General features: G+C 69.8%; 18 protein-coding genes and 1 riboswitch. Of the genes, 4 read left to right on the plus strand and 14 right to left on the minus strand.

What is annotated here, in order from left to right; genetic code table 11:
• The 4 genes from ACIBVN_RS06720 to ACIBVN_RS06735 form a co-directional block, all read right to left on the minus strand.
• Entirely contained in the window at positions 1–2,526 is a 2,526-nt protein-coding gene (locus ACIBVN_RS06720) for an L-aspartate oxidase (protein ID WP_397133435.1), read from the minus strand.
• An 83-nt stretch (positions 2,527–2,609) separates the two neighbouring features.
• Entirely contained in the window at positions 2,610–3,449 is an 840-nt protein-coding gene (panC, locus tag ACIBVN_RS06725) for a pantoate--beta-alanine ligase (RefSeq protein WP_397133437.1), read from the minus strand.
• Between the two features lie 22 nt (positions 3,450–3,471).
• Positions 3,472–4,362 carry a Rossmann-like and DUF2520 domain-containing protein gene (locus ACIBVN_RS06730; RefSeq protein ID WP_397133439.1) on the minus strand — a complete coding sequence of 297 codons (891 nt, stop codon included), beginning with the start codon at positions 4,360–4,362 and terminating at the stop codon, positions 3,472–3,474.
• Between the two features lie 312 nt (positions 4,363–4,674).
• On the minus strand, positions 4,675–4,902 hold the full coding sequence (locus tag ACIBVN_RS06735) for a chaplin family protein (protein ID WP_397133441.1): 228 nt from the start codon (positions 4,900–4,902) through the stop codon (positions 4,675–4,677).
• 190 nt (positions 4,903–5,092) lie between these two features.
• On the opposite strand from ACIBVN_RS06735, the gene ACIBVN_RS06740 reads away from it, so the two are divergent.
• Complete coding sequence (locus ACIBVN_RS06740) at positions 5,093–6,055, plus strand: SAM-dependent methyltransferase (protein WP_397133443.1); 963 nt, start codon at positions 5,093–5,095, stop codon at positions 6,053–6,055.
• On the opposite strand, the gene ACIBVN_RS06745 is transcribed toward ACIBVN_RS06740, so the two are convergent.
• Together ACIBVN_RS06745 and ACIBVN_RS06750 are read right to left on the minus strand one after the other, a co-directional pair.
• Positions 6,039–7,232, minus strand: coding sequence for a cytochrome P450 (locus ACIBVN_RS06745; protein ID WP_397133445.1), 1,194 nt, complete (start codon positions 7,230–7,232; stop codon positions 6,039–6,041). The genes ACIBVN_RS06740 and ACIBVN_RS06745 overlap by 17 nt on opposite strands.
• On the minus strand, positions 7,232–7,981 hold the full coding sequence (locus tag ACIBVN_RS06750; protein ID WP_397133447.1) for a TerC family protein: 750 nt from the start codon (positions 7,979–7,981) through the stop codon (positions 7,232–7,234). Before ACIBVN_RS06750 ends, ACIBVN_RS06745 begins: the two co-directional genes overlap by 1 nt.
• Before the next feature lie 115 nt (positions 7,982–8,096).
• Positions 8,097–8,212: riboswitch (SAM riboswitch) on the plus strand.
• A 45-nt stretch (positions 8,213–8,257) separates the two neighbouring features.
• Here ACIBVN_RS06750 and ACIBVN_RS06755 point away from each other — a divergent pair.
• The gene (locus ACIBVN_RS06755) at positions 8,258–9,544 is read left to right on the plus strand and encodes an aminotransferase class V-fold PLP-dependent enzyme (RefSeq protein ID WP_397133449.1); all 1,287 of its coding nucleotides are present in this window, start codon (positions 8,258–8,260) and stop codon (positions 9,542–9,544) included.
• A 3-nt stretch (positions 9,545–9,547) separates the two neighbouring features.
• Here ACIBVN_RS06755 and ACIBVN_RS06760 read toward each other — a convergent pair whose 3' ends face one another.
• Positions 9,548–10,213: a DoxX family protein gene (locus tag ACIBVN_RS06760; RefSeq protein ID WP_397133451.1), complete on the minus strand. Its 666-nt coding sequence runs from the start codon at positions 10,211–10,213 to the stop codon at positions 9,548–9,550.
• Between the two features lie 121 nt (positions 10,214–10,334).
• Between ACIBVN_RS06760 and ACIBVN_RS06765 the strand changes: the two genes are divergently transcribed.
• Both ACIBVN_RS06765 and ACIBVN_RS06770 read left to right on the plus strand, forming a co-directional pair.
• Positions 10,335–11,480: an NADH-quinone oxidoreductase subunit D gene (locus ACIBVN_RS06765; RefSeq protein WP_397133453.1), complete on the plus strand. Its 1,146-nt coding sequence runs from the start codon at positions 10,335–10,337 to the stop codon at positions 11,478–11,480.
• Positions 11,477–12,571 (plus strand): acyltransferase, encoded by a 1,095-nt coding sequence (locus ACIBVN_RS06770; RefSeq protein ID WP_397133455.1) that lies wholly within the window; start codon positions 11,477–11,479, stop codon positions 12,569–12,571. Before ACIBVN_RS06765 ends, ACIBVN_RS06770 begins: the two co-directional genes overlap by 4 nt.
• On the opposite strand, the gene ACIBVN_RS06775 is transcribed toward ACIBVN_RS06770, so the two are convergent.
• From ACIBVN_RS06775 to ftsH, 7 genes are all read right to left on the minus strand, one after another.
• A complete protein-coding gene (locus ACIBVN_RS06775) occupies positions 12,568–13,023 on the minus strand; it encodes a DUF3180 domain-containing protein (RefSeq protein ID WP_397133457.1) in 456 nt (151 codons plus the stop codon). The genes ACIBVN_RS06770 and ACIBVN_RS06775 overlap by 4 nt on opposite strands.
• The gene (gene folK, locus ACIBVN_RS06780) at positions 13,020–13,523 is read right to left on the minus strand and encodes a 2-amino-4-hydroxy-6-hydroxymethyldihydropteridine diphosphokinase (RefSeq protein WP_397133459.1); all 504 of its coding nucleotides are present in this window, start codon (positions 13,521–13,523) and stop codon (positions 13,020–13,022) included. Before folK ends, ACIBVN_RS06775 begins: the two co-directional genes overlap by 4 nt.
• The gene (gene folB, locus ACIBVN_RS06785; protein WP_397133461.1) at positions 13,520–13,885 is read right to left on the minus strand and encodes a dihydroneopterin aldolase; all 366 of its coding nucleotides are present in this window, start codon (positions 13,883–13,885) and stop codon (positions 13,520–13,522) included. Before folB ends, folK begins: the two co-directional genes overlap by 4 nt.
• Positions 13,875–14,321, minus strand: a complete 447-nt coding sequence (locus tag ACIBVN_RS06790) for a nuclear transport factor 2 family protein (RefSeq protein WP_397133463.1) — start codon at positions 14,319–14,321, stop codon at positions 13,875–13,877. The genes folB and ACIBVN_RS06790 overlap by 11 nt, the downstream gene beginning before the upstream one ends.
• A complete protein-coding gene (gene folP / locus ACIBVN_RS06795; RefSeq protein ID WP_397133906.1) occupies positions 14,318–15,124 on the minus strand; it encodes a dihydropteroate synthase in 807 nt (268 codons plus the stop codon). The genes ACIBVN_RS06790 and folP overlap by 4 nt, the downstream gene beginning before the upstream one ends.
• A 109-nt stretch (positions 15,125–15,233) precedes the next feature.
• Positions 15,234–15,812, minus strand: a complete 579-nt coding sequence (gene folE / locus ACIBVN_RS06800) for a GTP cyclohydrolase I FolE (RefSeq protein WP_349447481.1) — start codon at positions 15,810–15,812, stop codon at positions 15,234–15,236.
• Positions 15,809–17,803, minus strand: a complete 1,995-nt coding sequence (ftsH, locus tag ACIBVN_RS06805; protein ID WP_397133465.1) for an ATP-dependent zinc metalloprotease FtsH — start codon at positions 17,801–17,803, stop codon at positions 15,809–15,811. Before ftsH ends, folE begins: the two co-directional genes overlap by 4 nt.
• Positions 17,804–17,865 lie beyond the last annotated feature (62 nt).

Consider the following 17,865-nt stretch of genomic DNA (forward strand, 5'->3'; position numbering starts at 1 on the left):
TTACCCCCGCAGATCCAGTGCGATGTCCAGGGCCGGTGCAGAGTGCGTCAGCGCCCCCACCGCCAGGTAGTCAACGCCAGTTTCGGCCACACTGCGAGCCGATTCCAAGGTCAATCCCCCGCTGGCTTCAAGCGCAACCCTGTTTTTCGCCCGATTTTTCACGACTCGTACGGCCCGCGCCGTGTCCTCGATCGTGAAGTTGTCCAGCAGGATCTCCTGGGCCCCCTCGTCCAGCACGGCCTCGAGCTGGTCGAGCCGGTCGACCTCCACCTCGATCGGCAGGTCCGGGTAGCGCTCCCTGACCGCCCTGAACGCCTCGGCCACCCCGCCGGCGGCCACCACGTGGTTGTCCTTGATCAGTGCGGCGTCCGACAGCGACATCCGGTGGTTCACGCCGCCGCCGCAGCGCACGGCGTACTTCTCCAGGGCCCGCAGCCCCGGCAGCGTCTTGCGGCTGTCACGCACGCGCGCCGCCGTGCCGCTGATCGCCTCCACCCACCTGCCGGTCAGCGTGGCCACCCCCGAGAGGTGCGTGAGCAGGTTGAGCGCGGTGCGCTCGGCCGTCAGCATGGCCCGCACCGGCCCCTCGACCGTCATGAGCACGTCTCCGGCCCGCACCCGCTCGCCGTCCTTGGCCCTTCTCTCCGTACGGGCGGCGCCCAGCCGGACGAAGACCGCCTCGGCCACGGCCAGTCCCGCCACGATGCCGTCCTTGCGGGCCACCACGTCGCCCGCGCAGGACTGCTCCGCGGGGATCGTGGCCAGGCTCGTCACGTCGCCCGCCTCCTGCAGGTCCTCGGCCAGCGCCCGGTCGATCAGCGCGTCCACCTCGGCCGGGTCCAGCCCGGCTGCGGTGAGCTCCTGCGCCAGGCGCGGCGGCATCACGTCTTCGTGAGGCGTGTACGTCATGCGGGGGCCCTCCTCGGTCAGGGTCACGTCCAGGTGGCCGAGCCAGTCGTTGTCGTCTCGGGTGTCGTAGTCCTCGCGCCAGTGTGAGCCGCGGGTCTCGAGCCTGGCCGCCGCCGCGCCGGTGAGCACGGTGGCGACGGTGAGCAGGTTCGTGGCCTCCCAGGACTCGGTGCAGGCGGGCACCTCGACCGGCGTCCAGCGGGCGTCGCGCAGCGCCCTGGCCGTGGCCAGCAGCGACTCGCGGCTGCGCAGCACGCTCACCCCGGTGCTCATGTGGGCCTGGATCCTGGGCCTGACCCTCGGGTCCACCAGCCCGGTCGCCGCTCCGTCCGCTGCCGGCTCGCCCGGCGACGGGCGTACCGCGTGGATGTGCTCGGCGATGCGTTCGGCGAAGACGAGCCCCTCGAGCAGGGAGTTCGAGGCCAGCCGGTTCGCGCCGTGCACGCCCGTGCAGGCCACCTCGCCGCACGCGTACAGGCCCTCGATCGAGGTACGGCCGTGCAGGTCCGTGCGGACGCCGCCGCTCGCGTAATGGGCGGCGGGCGCCACGGGGATCGGCTCGGTCGCCGGGTCGATGCCGTGCTCGCGGCAGACGGCGTAGATCGTGGGAAAACGGGACTCCCACTTCTCGCGGCCGAAGTGGCGGCCGTCGAGGTACATGCGGTCGCGGCCCGTCTCGCGCATCCTGCCCATGATCGCCTTGGCCACGACGTCGCGCGGCGCGAGGTCCGCGAGCTCGTGCACGCCCTCCATGAACCGGCCGCCCTCGTGGTCCACCAGGTACGCGCCCTCGCCCCTGACCGCCTCGGAGATCAGCGGCTGCTGACCGGTCGAGCCCTCGCCGAGCCAGAGCACGGTCGGATGGAACTGGACGAACTCGATGTCGCGCACCACGGCCCCGGCCCGCAGCGCGAGCGCGACCCCGTCGCCGGTGGAGACGGCGGGGTTGGTGGTGGCGGCGTACACCTGGCCCATGCCGCCGGTGGCCAGCACCACCGCCCTGGCGCGCACCGCGCCCACCCCGTCACGTGCGCCCTCGCCCATGACGTGCAGCGTCACGCCCGTGGCCCGGCCCCTGGCGTCCTTGAGCAGGTCGAGCACCAGCGCGTGTTCGATCACCTCGATGTGCTCGGCGCGGGCCGCCTCGATGAGTGCGCGCTGCACCTCCGCTCCCGTGGCGTCGCCGCCCGCGTGCACGATCCGGCGCCGCCGGTGCCCGCCCTCCCGCGTGAGCTGGAGCTCCCCATCTGGGGTGCGGTCGAAGCGGGCGCCACGCTCCATGAGCCGCCGCAGCGCGCCGGGCCCCTCCGTGACGAGCGTGCGTACGGCCCGCGTGTCGCACAACCCGACTCCGGCGAGCAACGTGTCGTTCAGGTGCTCGTCGGGGGTGTCACGGGGATCGAGCACGGCCGCGATGCCGCCCTGCGCCCATCGGGTGGAGCCCGCCGACAGCACATCCTTGGTGACGACCAGCACCTTGGCGGACGGCTCCAGCTCGGCATGGCGCAGGGCCACGGTCAGGCCCGCGATGCCCGAGCCGATGACGACCACGTCCGCTTCGACGGTCCAGCCCGGCGCGGGCGCGGTCAGCCGCAGGGGAATCGCCGGTGCACTCATCAGGGGTCTCCTCACTGAGGCGATTTCGTCAACATGACGATAACGCCTGGCGCAGCGTGCCCATGCCCCGGGGTCCGGGTGTCCTAAGAGGCGGGACCCAAGGTGAGGGTGACGTTGTCGATCAGCCTGGTCGCGCCCACCTTGGCGGCCACCGCGAGCACGGCCGTCCCCTCGTGCGCCTCGTCGACGTCGGCGAACGTGGCCGGGTCGACCAGCGCGAGGTAGTCGACCTCGAGCCCCGGCCCCGCCGCGTCGAGCACCTGCCGCGCCGCCGCGCGGATCCTGGCCGGGGTGAGCTCCGCCGCGCCCGCCCGCAGGGCGCGGGAGAGCGCCAGCGCAACCTGCCGGTCGTCGTCGGACAGGTAGCGGTTGCGGCTCGACAGCGCCAGGCCGTCGGGCTCGCGTACGGTGGGCGCGCCCAGGATCTCGATCGGCAGGTCGAGGTCGGCGACCATGCGGCGGATGAGCGCGAGCTGCTGGGCGTCCTTCTGGCCGAAGACGGCGAGGTCGGGCTGGACGAGGTTGAACAGCTTGAGCACGACCGTGAGCACGCCGTCGAAGTGGCCGGGGCGAGACGCCCCCTCGACGACCGTGCCCATGTGGCCGGCGGAGACGCTCACCTGGCGGTCCGGCGCGTACATCACCTCGGCGTCGGGGTGGAACACGACGTCCACGCCCTCCGCCCGGCACACGTCAAGGTCGGCGTCGAACGTACGGGGATATCGGGAAAAATCCTCGTTTGGGCCGAATTGCAGGGGGTTGACGAAGATGCTGACCACGACCTGATCGGCGCGGGCCCGGGCCTGCCTGATCAGCGACCGGTGGCCCTCGTGCAGCGCGCCCATGGTCGGCACCAGCGCCACCTCACCACCACGCCGCGCCTTGACCAGGTCTTCCCTGTGCCTGGCGACGATCAGCTCCATAGTCAGCCTCCGAACGGGACGATTAAGTCCATATATTGCCGCCCAGCGCGTCGAGCAGCCGCTCCGCCTCCTCCGGTTTGAGCAGCCCGGCGGCCAGTGCCCGGTCGGCCGTGAGTCTGGCCAGCGCGATGTAGGCGTCGGCCGCCTCGGGCGCCGCCAGGATCAGCGCGTCCACGTGCTTGCGCACGGTGCCCGCGTCGCCGCGGACGACCGGACCGGTCAGCCCGGCGATGCCCAGTCTCAGCACGTTGTCGAGCGCGGCGCCGAGCAGCGGGCCCAGCATCCGCCCCGGGTGCTCGACGCCGATGCGCCCGAGCAGCTCCTGTGACTCGGCGATGAGCGTGACCATGTGGTTGGCGGCGCCGGCCAGCGCCGCGTGGTAGAGCGCGCGGTCGGCGTCGGCGATCCAGACAGGCTCGCCGCCCATCTCGATCACCAGTGCCTCGGCGATCGGCCGCAGCACGTCGGGGGCGGTCACGCCGTACGAGATGCCGGTGAGCTTGTTGATGTCGTCGTCCCTGCCCGTGAACGTCATCACCGGGTGCAGCGCCAGCGGCAGCGCGCCGGCTCTGGCCGCCGGGTCGAGCACGGACAGCCCGTAGGCCCCGCTGGTGTGCACGAGCAGCTTGCCCTGCAGGTCGGCGCCCGTGGTGGCGAGCCCGTTGACGAGGTCGGGCAGCGCGTCGTCGGGCACGGTGAGCAGGATGAGCTGGGCCGCCCCGACGACCTCGTCGGGCCTGGACAGCTTGACGCCGAGCCGATCGGCCGCCCATCGCTGTGAATTTTCCGAAACGCCGCTCGCGGCCACGATCCGGTGCCCCGCCTGCGCCAGCGCGGCGCCGAGGGCCGAGCCGACCTTGCCCGCCCCCAGCACGCCGACAGTCAGCCGTGCCGGGCGATCCCCTGCGTCCATGACGTCACACCTCTGTCGATATGGCACCGCCGACCAGCGTAACGGCCTTTCGTGACTGCAGATGTGACCGCTGTTTTGCCGCATGTTGAGTTAACGACAAAAGCGACAAGGGCATACAAAATGGTGCACCCCCTGTCGGAAGAGATGAGGAGAGGGGTCTCATCGCATGGCAGCGGGCGCCGGGTCCCTCATCCAGGACCGACGCCCGCGCTGATGTGACCTCTTGGAGGTGCGCCGACTGGCCGCTCGCCGACCGGCCAGCCGGAGTGACAGCCCGGGCCGGACGAGCGCCGGCCCGGGTTTGTCTCGTTGTCAGTGGTGGCTCGGGACGTGGGCGTGAGCGCCACCCTTGCAGCCGGCGAACGCGACGCCGATGACGGCCACGGCGTTGCCGCAGACATTGATCGGGATGGCGATCGGAACGTGCACCTGGTTGCCGCCGAGCACGCTGCCGTCGCCACTGGTGATGTCGGCGTGCGCCGGGGTCGCGAGCGACAGCATGGCGAAGGCTCCTGCGACGACCATGACCTTCTTCAGCACGGGGGTTCCTCTCGGTTGCGCGGCCTGGGCCGCTGGGGTGCTCTGCTCGGAAGCGAAGGGCTCCGCCAAATGAGGGTTGGCGGAACGCGATCACTCGATGACGAAGGGTAAAGCTACCGCAAGTCGGCGACCATGAGTAGTCGTTTGATAACGATGCGTGTCAACAAGAAATCATGAGATAGTCCAGGACATGTGGCTCACCTGGCGCGCCGCGACGGAGCGTGCGCTGTACGGCGAGGAGGGCTTCTACCTTCGCGAACGCCCTTCGGGCCACTTCCGCACCTCGGTCAGCGCCTCGGCGGCGTTCGCCGACGCGGTGCTGGGGCTGCTGACGGAGGTGGACACCGAGCTCGGCGGCCCTGACGTGCTGGACCTGGTCGACATCGGCGCGGGCGAGGGCACGCTGGTCACCCAGGTGCTCGCCGCCGCCGAGCCCATGCTGCGCGACCGGCTCCGCGTCACCGCCGTCGACCTCTCCCCCAGGCCAGAGGGCCTGCCCGAGCGAGTCACCTGGCGGCGGAGCCTGCCCACCGGCATCACCGGCCTGGCCATCGCCAACGAGTGGCTCGACAACATCCCGCTCGACGTGGCCGAGCAGACCGCCGACGGGCCGCGCCTCATCATGGTGGACGTCCACACGGGCGAGGAGCGCCTCGGCGGCACGCTGCGTCCCGCCGACCGCGCCTGGCTCGACCGGTGGTGGCCGCTGTCCCGCGTGGGCTCGCGCGCGGAGATCGGCCGGCCCCGCGATGAGGCATGGGCCTCTGTCCTGGTACGTCTCAACCGCGGCCGGGCGATTGCCATCGATTATGCACATGCTGTGGATAACCGGCCGCTCTGTGGCACGTTGACCGGTTACCGCGACGGTGCCGTCGTTGCCCCGATCCCCGACGGGACCTGCGACATCACGGCTCACGTGGCCCTCGACGCGTGCGCGGAGGCCGGGCGGCGAGCCGGTGCGATATCCACAACCTTGTCCACACAGCGTGAGGCGCTGAAGGCGTTGGGGATCACCGGCACCCGGCCGCCCATCGACCTGGCGCACACCGATCCGCGGGGCTATGTTCGGGCCCTGGCCCGGGCCTCGGAGGAGGGCGAGCTGATCGATCCGGCCGGCCTAGGCGGCTTCGGCTGGCTCAGCCAGCGGCGCTGACCTCCAGGGACTCCAGCCCTCGGATGATGTAGCCGGGCTTCCAGGCGGGCTCCTGCCGCAGCTCCAGCTTGTTCGCCCGGGTCAGCAGCGCGCCGAACGACTCCATGAGCTCGATGCGGGCCAGCGGCGCCCCCAGGCAGAAGTGGATGCCGGCCCCGAAGGAGATGTGCGGATTGTCCGCGCGCCCCACGTCGAGCCGGTCCGGCTCCTCGAACACCGCCTGGTCGCGGTTGGCCGAGCCGAACAGCAGCGCCACCTCCGACCCACGCGGGATCTCCACGCCGTGCACCTCGATGTCCTCCAGCACCCAGCGCTCGAACATCTGCAGCGGCGTGTCCCAGCGCATCAGCTCCTCGACAGCCGTGGGCAGCAGCGAGCGGTCCTCGCGCAGCCGGGCCAGCTCGGCGGGGTTCCTGAACAGGGACCACCAGCCGTTGCCTGTCACGTTCACGGTGGCCTCGTGGCCGGCGTTGAGCAGCAGCACACACGTGCCGACCAGCTCGTCCTCGGTCAGCTCGTCAATCGCCGCCAGCGCGCTGACCAGGTCCTCGCCCGGGGTCCGGCGCCGCTGCGCGGCGAGGGTCTTGAGGTAGCCGGCGAACTCCGACGCCGCGCGTACCGCCGCGTGCTGGGCGTCCGGCGTCGGGTTGAGCTCGTACATGCCGCAGATGTCCGCCGACCAGGGGCGCAGCAGGTGTCGGTCGTGTTCGGGGATGCCGAGCATCTCCGCGATCACCGTCACCGGGAGCGGCTCGGCCACCTCGGCGATCAGGTCGCCGCCGCCCTTCTCCACGAACGCGTCCACCAGGCCCTCGGCGATGGCGCGCACCCGGGGCCGCAGCGACTCGACCATGCGGGGCGTGAACGCCTTGGAGACCAGCCGGCGCAGCCTGGTGTGCACCGGCGGCTCCACATCCAGCATGCCCGCCCTGATCACCCGCCAGAACGGCTCGTGGAACTCCGGCTCCGGCGGCCTGCCGAACTCCTCATGGGTGGCCACGTGCAGGTAGGACCTGCCCAGGCGGCGGTCCCTGAGCAGGGCGTTCACGTCGGCGTGGCGTGAGATCAGCCACTGGTTCGTCGGCTCGAAGTAGCTGACGGGCGACTCGCGCCTCAGCTCGTCGTACACGCCGTACGGGTGAGCCACGAAATCCGGATCCCAAGGGTCAAAGCGCACTATTTCATACTAGAAGCCGAATCCTCCTGCTCCGGGTGGACGCGCTTGCTGCGCATCCGGATGTTCAGCAGCTCGACGACGAGCGAGAACGCCATGGCGAAGTAGATGTAGCCCTTGGGGATGTGCTGGCCCAAGCCCTCGGCGATGAGCACCACGCCGATCAGCACCAGGAACGACAGCGCCAGCATCTTGATGCTCGGGTGCCGGTCCACGAACCTGCTGATCGGCCCCGAGGCGAACAGCATCACCAGCACGGACACCACGACCGCCGCGATCATCACGCCGAGCTGGTCCACCATGCCGACGGCGGTGATGACGGAGTCGAGCGAGAACACGATGTCCAGCACCATGATCTGCAGGATCACCGAGGTGAAGGAGGCGGCGGCGACCTTTTTGCCGTCCCCGCCCGCGGGACCGTCCATGCTGTGGCTGATCTCGGTGACGCTCTTGCCCAGCAGGAACAGGCCGCCGAGCAGCAGGATCAGGTCGCGTCCCGATATGTCGTGGCCGAAGACGGCGAACAACGGCTCGGTGAGCTGCACCACCCACGACAGGCCGAGCAGCAGGAGCAGGCGGCTGATCAGGGCCGCGGCCAGGCCCAGTACGCGGGCTCTGTCGCGCTGTTCCGGAGGTAGCTTCCCGGCCAGGATGGAGATGAAGATGATGTTGTCGATGCCCAACACGATCTCCAGGGCGACCAGGGTGAAGAAGCCGATCCAGATCTGCGGGTCGGCCACCCAGTCCAACATTCTGCGTACCTCCATGACTACGTGGGCGGGGGTTTCCGGTAGCAACGAGTGACGCGCCGCAGAAGTTCGCCGACTTGCGATCGAAGGTGGGATTTGGGTTATAGTGCCCGTCGTAGGTCATGAGTGCCAGCGACAAGCCCCGGCTAGCTGGCCGGCAACCCTCGCGTCCGCGGCGGGGTGCCCCGGGTGAAGACCTGGTCCGTCACGAGGTGTGGCGGGCAAGCGCGGGCTCCGTGGCTGCTTCCAGGGGTCCGATGACCCTGAGGGAGATGTGCCGTGCCCACGCTGACGATCTTCAACTCCATTCCCGCCCAGCCCGTCGAGGCGGTTCCCACCGCCACGAGCAGGCCCATTCCCGCCGTGCTCGGGGACGATCTCGAGGTGCCGGTCAAGGGCGGAAGGCTCGTCGGCTACGCCAACCTCGACTACGCCGCCAGCGCGCCCTGTCTCGAGCCGGTCAGCGCCGCCGTCACCGCCGCGCTCCCGGCCTACTCCAGCGTCCACCGGGGCGCGGGCTACGCCTCCCAGCTGACCACCGCCCGCTACGAGCAGGCCCGCCACACGGTCAGGGCGTTCGTCGGCGCCCGCCCGGACGACTCCGTGATCTTCACCCGCAACACCACCGACGCCACGAACCTCCTGGCCGGCTGCCTGCCCGCCGGCACGACCACCGTGGTCTTCGACACCGAGCACCACGCCTCCCTCCTCCCCTGGAAGAAGTCCGTACGGCTGGCGCCGCCCGCCTTCCCCGGCGAGGCCGTCCGCGCCGCCGACGAGGCGCTGGCCGGGATCGACGGGCCGAAGCTGCTCGTGGTCACCGCCGCCTCGAACGTCACCGGCGAGCTCTGGCCCATCGCCGCCCTGGCCCACATCGCGCACCGGCACGGGGCCCGCATCCTGGTGGACGCCGCCCAGCTCGTACCGCACCGGCAGCTCAACCTGACCGCGCTCGACCTCGACTACGTGGCCTTCTCCGGGCACAAGCTGTATGCGCCGTTCGGCGCCGGGGTGCTGGTCGGGCGGCGGGACTGGCTCGCGCAGGGTGAGCCGTACCTCAAGGGCGGGGGCGCGGTGCGCTCCGTGGGGGACGACACCGAGTGGCACGACGACCCGGAGCCGCGGCACGAGGCGGGCACCCCGAACGTGCTGGGCGCCATCGCGCTGGCCGCCGCCTGCGACGCGCTCACGGCCACCGGCTGGACCGCGCTGGTGCACGAGGAGGAGCGGCTGATCGCCCGGCTGCGGTCCGGGCTCGCCGCGATCGAGGGCGTGCGTGAGCTGTCGCTGTGGGGGGATGACCACCCGCGCGTCGGCATCGTGTCGTTCACCGTGGACGGCTACTCCGCCCGCGAGGTGGCCGAGGTGCTGTCCAGCGAGTACGGCATCGGGGTGCGCGACGGGAAGTTCTGCGCGCACCCCTTCGTCCGGCACCTCCTCAACGAGACCGATGGGGGTTGCGAGGACGGCACCGCCTCCGCGGTGCGGGCCTCGATCGGCATCGGCACCACGGAGGAGCACGTGGACCGGCTGGTACAGGCGCTGCGGGAGCTCGTCGCGCGCTGAGCCTCATGCCCTGTTCGGCGGCTTGCGGTGCGGCGGCGGCTCGTCGGAGACCAGGGCGTCGATGTCCCTCATGTCGTCGTCGTCGATCATGCCTGACCGGTGCTCGGAAGGCTGCCTGGGCACGCGCGGCTCCGCCGGTTCATTGGACGATGTGGGCGTGGTGGGGCCGCCGTTCACGGTCGTGACGTTCGACGGCTCCGGACCAGATGCGCCCGGAGCGTGCGCGGCGAGCTCCTCCTCGGCGGCCCGGCGTTCCGCGCGCCTGCGGAACATCGCGCCGAACAGCCCGTCGATCCCGATCCGCCCGCCACCGAGCGCCAGGAACAGCAAGGCCAGCGCCCCGAGCAGGCCAGGCAGCTCCCAGCCGCCGGTGGTGGTCAGGATGCCGCGGCCGGAGTGCACGAAGACGATCGCGCCGAGCATGTTGAGCAGCAACAGCAGCCCCACCGGCCGGACCAGCAGGCCCAGGATCAGGAAGAGGCCGCCGACGGTCTCCACGATGGTCGCGTACGCGGAGGCGAGCTCGGGCATCGGGACTCCCATCCCGGCGAATGCCCGACCCGTGGGTCCGAGGCCGGCCATCCACTTCTCCAGGCCGTGAGCCAGGAAGATCACGCCGGTCACGACGCGCGCGATCAGCATCGTGACATCGAACACAGCTCTCTTCATGGTGATTTCTCCCCCCGTTCCCGGTCTTCTCCCCATGTCCGGCTTCGGGATGCATTTCCATACGATTCCTTGACCTGCCCCCCGGCTGGATCACCAATCAGTGCGGTGGCAGCATGGCCATATGACGGAACGTGTGGTCGGAATCGGCGCGGGCGCGAAAGAGCTGGCCACCGAGGACATGATCCTCAACATCGGCCCGCAGCATCCGTCGACCCATGGAGTGCTCAGGCTCCGGCTGACGCTCGACGGCGAGCGCATCACCGCCGCCGAGCCGATCATCGGCTACATGCACAGGGGCGCGGAGAAGCTGTTCGAGGTCCGCGACTACCGTCAGATCATCATGCTGGCCAACCGGCACGACTGGCTTTCCGGCTTCGCCAACGAGCTGGGCGTGGTGATCGCCGCCGAGCGCCTGCTCGGCATGGAGCCCCCGGTCAGGGCCGTGTGGGCGCGCACCCTGCTGGCCGAGCTCAACCGGGTGCTCAACCACCTGATGTTCCTCGGCTCCTACCCTCTCGAGCTGGGCGCGATCACGCCGCTGTTCTACGCCTTCGACGAGCGCGAGCGCATCCAAGCCGTCATGGAGGAGATCTCCGGCGGGCGCATGCACTACATGTTCAACCGGGTCGGGGGCCTCAAGGAGGACCTGCCGCTCGGCTGGCTCGACCGGGTGTCGGCCGCCGTCGCTGAGACCCGGCGCCGGGTGCCCGACATCGAGGACCTCATCCTGCACAACGAGATCTTCATCGCCCGCACCAAGGGCGTCGGCGTGCTCACCCGCGAGCAGATCATGCAGTACGGCGTCAGCGGCCCCATCGCCAGGGCCTCGGGGGTGGACTTCGACCTGCGCCGCGACGACCCGTACCTCGCCTATCGCGAGCTGCCCGTGAAGGTCGTCACGCGGCAGGCGGGCGACTGCCACGCCCGGTTCGCGGTGCTGTTCGACCAGCTCAAGAGCTCGCTCGAGCTGGCCGACGCCTGCGTCGAGCACCTGCGTTCGCTGCCGCCCGGGCCCATCAACCAGCGCCTGCCGAAGGTGCTCAAGGTGCCGGAGGGGCACACGTACGCGTGGACCGAGAACCCCCTCGGCATCAACGGCTACTACCTGGTCTCGAAGGGCGACAAGACCCCGTGGCGGCTCAAGCTGCGCTCGGCCTCCTACAGCAACATCCAGGTGCTGCGGGAGATGCTGCCCGGACACCTGGTCGCCGACATGGTGGCCATCCTCGGCTCGATGTTCTTCGTCGTGGGTGACATCGACAAGTGAAGGCCGAGCGCGACAAGTACGTCGACTGGCTCCGCGCCCTGAGCCTGTGCGTCGTGGTGGTCTGGCACTGGGCGTTCACCATCCTGGAGTGGAAGCCGAACGGCCCCGAGCCCACCAGCCCGCTGGGCTTCACCTCCGGGCTGTGGATCCTGACCTGGCTGCTGCAGGTGCTGCCGCTGTTCTTCTACGTCGGTGGCCACGTGCACCTGCTGTCCTGGGAGCGTGCCCGGGGGCGCGGCGTCGGCATCGGCTCGTTCGTCTGGCGGCGCATCCGCGCGCTGGCGTTACCGGCGCTGTTCCTGTCCGGGGTGTGGCTCGCCATCGGCGCGGTCGTCACGTTCACGTTCCAGGTGGACTGGATGTGGCGGGTGGTGCTGCTGGTGCTCAGCCCGCTGTGGTTCCTCGGCGTCTACCTCGTGCTCATCGCCCTGCTGCCGGTGGCGCTCTGGCTGCACCGCCGCTACGACGTGCTGGCGCTGATCTGGCTCGGCGGCGCGTCGCTGGTGGTCGACGTGGTGCGCTTCCGGTACGGGGTCGAATGGGCCGGGTGGCTCAACATGATCCTCATCTGGGGGCTCGCCCACCAGGCCGGGTTCTTCTACGACCGAGTCGTCATCCTGCCCAGGCGCTACGACGTCGCACTGCTCTGGACCGGCCTCTTCGCCCTGTTCGGCCTGGTCTACTCCGGCATCTACCCGGGCTCGATGGTGGGCGTGCCGGGTGACAAGTGGTCGAACATGGCGCCGCCCACGTTCGTGATCGTCGCCCTGCTGCTGTTCCAGATCGGGCTGGTGGAGGTGCTGCGGCCGTCGATGGAGCGCGTCCTGGAGCGGCCCAGGTGGAGCCGGGCGAACGGCTTCATCAACCGGTACTCGCTGCCGCTCTTCCTCTTCCACACGACCGGGATGGCCATCGCACTTGGGCTGTCATGGTGGCTCTTCGGCACCCTGGGCAGTGAGATCCCGCCTGACCTGAAGTGGTGGCTGGAGCGCCCCATCGCCATCGTCGGCCCGCTGATCTGCACCACCCCGGTCATCTACCTGTTCGGGCGTAGACGTGCGCCCGAACCGGCGAGGGAGCGTAGCGCCTAGCCGGGCTGCTGCTCGTCCGAGTCCTTCGGGATGCGGCAGACGTTCTCCAGGTAGAGGGCGGCGCAGACCAGCACCACGCATGACAGGAACGACCCCGTCGCGACGAAGAACTCCGATCGCGGCGTCTCCCGGTCCAAGATCTGCACCGTATAGAGAGCGAACCCGGCGAACAACCCGGCGAACATCGCCCCCACGTACGCCGACGCCTTCGCCAGCGCGGCCAGCCGGGCCACCGACAGGGGCTCCACCGGCTTGGTGCCAGGTTTCCTGGCGATCCTGGCCTTGGTCGTCCACGCGCTGTAACCCTCGCCGATGGCCAGCAGCAGGACCGTGGGGATCGCGGTCCACGGCATGAGGGGCAGCTCGGAGTAGAAAGACCGGACCAACGCCCACGCGATCAACGCGACGACGATGACGATGCCGACCAGGCGGCCGGGGTGGGTGGGCTTCAATCGGGCCTCTGCAGACTGAGGTCGTCGCGCAGGCGTACCCCTTGCTGGTCGACGCCCTCCACCAGCTCCGTCACCCGGCCACGCCCGGGCACCACGCCGTCGGGGTCGGCCTTCGCCCAGGGCACGAGCACGAACGCGCGCTCGTGGGCGAGGGGATGCGGCAGCGTCAGCTCGGGGTCGTCGCAGACGGTGTCGCCCACCACGATCAGGTCGATGTCGAGCGTGCGCGGCCCCCAGCGCTCGGTGCGCACCCGGCCGAAGGCGTTCTCCACGCTCTGCGCCCGCTCCAGCAGCGTGCGCGGCGGCAGCGTGGTCTCGGCGATCACGACCGCGTTGACGTACGGCTTCTGCCCGGCAGGACCCCCGACGGGATCGGTCTCGTAGACCGGGGATGCCTTGACGAACTCCAGCCCCGGCGCGTCGAACAAGGTGTCCACGGCGCCCTGCAGCGTCTGGAACCGGGGCCCCAGGTTGCTGCCCAGAGCCAGGACTACTTTCATACGCGGCTCCGTTCGATGGTCACGACCACGTCGTCGAACGCCAGCGGGATGGGCGCCGCCGGTTTGTGCACGCTCACCTCGACCTTGCTCACCAGCTCACTGGCCAGGCACACGTCCGCCAGCCGCTGCGCGAGCGTCTCGATCAGCGCGACCGGCTCGCCCTCCACGACCTCGACCAGCGCCTCGGCCAGCTCCCCGTAGTGGACGGTCTTGGTGAGATCGTCGCCGGCCGCCGCCGGCGCGGTGTCGAGGAACAGCGTCGCGTCGATCACGAACTCCTGCCCGAGCTCCCGCTCGGCAGCGAGCACGCCGTGCCTCCCCCTGGCCCGCAGGCCCTTGAGAGCGATGCGGTCAGCGCTCAAGCTCGCCTTCCTCCTCCTCGTCGTCGTCCCCCTGGAGCACCGGCGAGCCGTGGTGCATCCACAGCCGCCAGCCCTGCGGGGTGCGGACGTAGACGTTGCTGGCCACCACCTTGCCCGCGGCGAAGCTGGCCTCGCCCTCCTCGCCGGCGGTGAGGATGTTCTCGACGCAGGTCAGCACGGCCACGTCGCCCAGCACGGTCGTGTTGACGTCGGTCAGCACGAACTGGATGTAGGTGGTGTTGGCCATGATGAGGGCCCAGGACCGCAGCACCTCGGACCGGCCGGCGAGCAGGGTCCAGCCCGGGTGGACGCAGCTCACCTGGTCGTCGGCGGTGTCCTCGGCCCAGATCTCGGTCATCTTGTCGAGGTCGCCGCTCTCTATCGCGGCGTAGAACTCCTGGTTGACCGTCTCGATGGCGGCGGTGTCGACGCTCATGTGCCTGCTCCGGCTCTCTTCCATGCGGCGGACACGCGCACGGCATCGGCATTGGGGCCCACGTGGTGGACGCGTACGCACCAGGCGCCCGCGTGCGCGGCCAGCGCGGTCACGGCCAGCGTGGCGTCGTCACTGCGGCTGAACGGCCGGGGCGTCCCGTCGGGATCGGCCAGCAACCGCCCGAGGAAGCGCTTGCGCGAGGCCCCGATGAGCAGCGGGAAGCCCAGCTCCGCCAGCTGCGGGATCCCGGCCAGCAGCGCCCAGTTGTGCTGGGCGTTCTTGGCGAAGCCGAGCCCGGGGTCGAGCACGATCTGCTCCTCCGTGACACCTTCCGCCAGCACCAGGTCGACCCGCTTGCTCAGCTCCTCGCGGACCTCGGTCACCACGTCGGCGTAGACGGCGCGGCTGTCCATGTCGTGGCTGTGGCCGCGCCAGTGCATCACCACATAGCGGACGCCGGTCTCGGCCACCACGCGCGGCATCTCGGGGTCGGCGAGACCGCCGCTCACGTCGTTGACGAGCCGCGCGCCCGCCTCGACCGCGGCCCTGGCCACCTCGGCCCGCATCGTGTCGACGCTGACCGCCACACCCTCGGCGTCGAGCGCGCTGATCACCGGCACGACCCTGGCCAGCTCCTCCTCCAGCGAGACCCTGGCCGCGCCGGGGCGGGTGGACTCCCCGCCCACGTCGACCAGGTCGGCCCCCTCCTCGACCAGGTCAAGGCCGTGCTGGATGGCGGCCCTCTCGTCGAACCACAGGCCGCCGTCGGAGAACGAATCGGGGGTCACATTGACCACACCCATGACGAGGCACCGATCCGCACCCCCCGGCACGTTGATGGGCACGCTAGTCATGGGCCAAGCCTAGGCGCTTCCCCACACATGTTGACATCGTGGGTACCCCGTTCGCTCATCAGCGACCCAGGATCAGCGCCATCGCCTCGGATCGGGTCTTGTCACTGGTGCGGAAGTCGCCGCGGACGGCCGAGGTGACGGTCTTGGCGCCCGGCTTGCGTACGCCACGCATCGTCATGCACAGATGCTCCGCCTCGACGACCACGATGACCCCGCGCGGCTCCAGGACCCGCATGAGGGCGTCGGCGATCTGGGACGTCATGCGCTCCTGGACCTGGGGGCGGCGGGCGTACACGTCGACCAGGCGGGCCAGCTTGGACAGGCCGGTCACCTGGCCGCGGTCGTTGGGGATGTAGCCCACGTGGGCCACGCCGTGGAACGGGACCAGATGGTGCTCACACGTGCTGTAGACCTCGATGTCCCTGACGAGCACCATCTCGTCGTGGTCGACGTCGAAGACCTTCGTCAGCACGTCTTCGGGCTTCTGGCCGAGCCCTGAATACTGCTCGGCCATGGCTCGGGCGACCCTTGCGGGCGTGTCGAGAAGGCCGTCCCTGTCGGGATCCTCGCCGATCGCGTAGAGGATCTCGCGTACGGCCTTCTCGATACGGCCCAGGTCGACGTCGTGCTGAGTCACGCACTTTCTCCGGACGGGAGGGCGTCCTGGTGGCCCCCTGTCAGCGAGCCGTTGGCCGACTGCTCCTTGGGGGTCAGGATCGGCGGACGGTCGGAGGGGAGCCGCTTGCCGTAGCCCGCGTAGGACGGGCGGTGCTCCTTGACCACCACCGGGGAGAAGATCTCGAGCACCTGCTCGCGGGAGAGGGTCTCCTTCTCCATGAGCTCGAGCACCAGGTTGTCGAGCACGTCGCGGTATTCGACCAGGATGTCCCATGCCTGGTCGTGCGCCGTCTCGATCATCCGGCGGACCTCCTCGTCGATCGTGGAGGCGATCTTCTCGGAGTAGTCGCGCTCGTGGCCCATCTCACGACCCAGGAACACCTCGGCCTGCCCGGTGCCGAACTTACGGGCGCCGAGCTGCTCGCTCATGCCGTACTCGGTCACCATGCGGCGGGCGACGGCCGTGGCCTTCTCGATGTCGTTGGAGGCGCCGGTGGTGGGCTCGTGGAACACGAGCTCCTCCGCCGCGCGGCCGCCGAGCAGCATCGCGAGCTGGTCCATCATCTCGGACCTGGTGGCCAGGAACTTGTCCTCCATCGGCAGCGTCATCGTGTAGCCGAGCGCGCGGCCCCGGGACAGGATCGTGATCTTGTGGACCGGGTCGGAGTTCGGCAGCGCGTGCGCCACCAGCGCGTGACCGCCCTCGTGGTAGGCGATCATCTTCTTCTCCTTGTCGGACATGACCCGCGACTTGCGCTCGGGCCCTGCCATGACACGGTCGATCGACTCCTCGAGGACGTCCATCGTGATCAGCTTCTCGTCGGCCCGCGCGGTGAGCAGGGCGGCCTCGTTGATCACGTTGGCCAGGTCGGCGCCGGTGAACCCGGGGGTGCGGCGCGCGATGACGTCGAGGTCGACGTTGGGCGCGAACGGCTTGCCGCGGCCGTGGACCTTGAGGATGCCCTTGCGGCCCTCGAGATCGGGGCGGTCGACGGTGACCTGCCGGTCGAACCGGCCGGGACGCAGCAGCGCCGGGTCGAGGATGTCGGGCCGGTTGGTCGCGGCGATGAGGATCACGCCGCCCTTGACGTCGAAGCCGTCCATCTCGACGAGCAGCTGGTTGAGCGTCTGCTCGCGCTCGTCGTGACCGCCGCCCAAGCCGGCGCCGCGGTGGCGGCCGACGGCGTCGATCTCGTCGATGAAGATGATCGCCGGGGCGTTGGCCTTCGCCTGCTCGAACAGGTCGCGGACACGCGAGGCGCCGACACCGACGAACATCTCGACGAAGTCGGAACCGGAGATCGAGTAGAACGGCACCCCGGCCTCGCCCGCGACGGCGCGGGCCAGCAGCGTCTTACCGGTGCCGGGCGGGCCGTACAGCAGCACGCCCTTGGGGATCTTGGCGCCGATCGCCTGGAACTTGGCCGGGGCCTGCAGGAACTCCTTGATCTCCTGGAGCTCCTCGATGGCCTCGTCGGCCCCCGCGACGTCGGCGAACGTGGTCTTGGGGGTGTCCTTGGTGATCAGCTTGGCCTTGGACTTGCCGAAGTTCATCACCCGGGAGCCGCCGCCCTGCATCTGGTTCATGATGAACAGGAAGAGCAGCACGATGATGACGATCGGCAGGAAGCTCACCAGGATGCTGACGAGGAAGTTTTCCTGCGGCACCTCGGTGGTGAAGCTCTTGGTCTTGCCCGCCTCGACCTGAGCCTGCAGCTCGTCGGTCAGTTTGCCGCCGTAACCGGTGACCCAGTCGGACTGGATCAGCTTCGTCGGGGTGTCACCGGTCTTCACCGCGATCGGGTTGGCCAGCGTCACCTCGATTCGGTTGTCCTTGTCGACAATCCTGGCGTTGCTGACGTTTCCGGCGCGAATCTGCTGGAGGACCAGGGACGTGTCGGCTTCCTTGTAATTACCGCCGCCACTCCAGAGCTGAGTGACGAGGAGGAGCAGCACGACGATGCCCAGGATCCACAGCAGTGGCCCACGTGTAAATCGCTTGAGATCCATCCGATGCGGAACCCCTTGCGGGCCCGTCCCTTCCTGACCATGGCCTGGAACCCCGGGCTGGC

This window comes from Nonomuraea sp. NPDC049400 (genome assembly GCF_044466425.1).
Lineage (GTDB): Bacteria > Actinomycetota > Actinomycetes > Streptosporangiales > Streptosporangiaceae > Nonomuraea.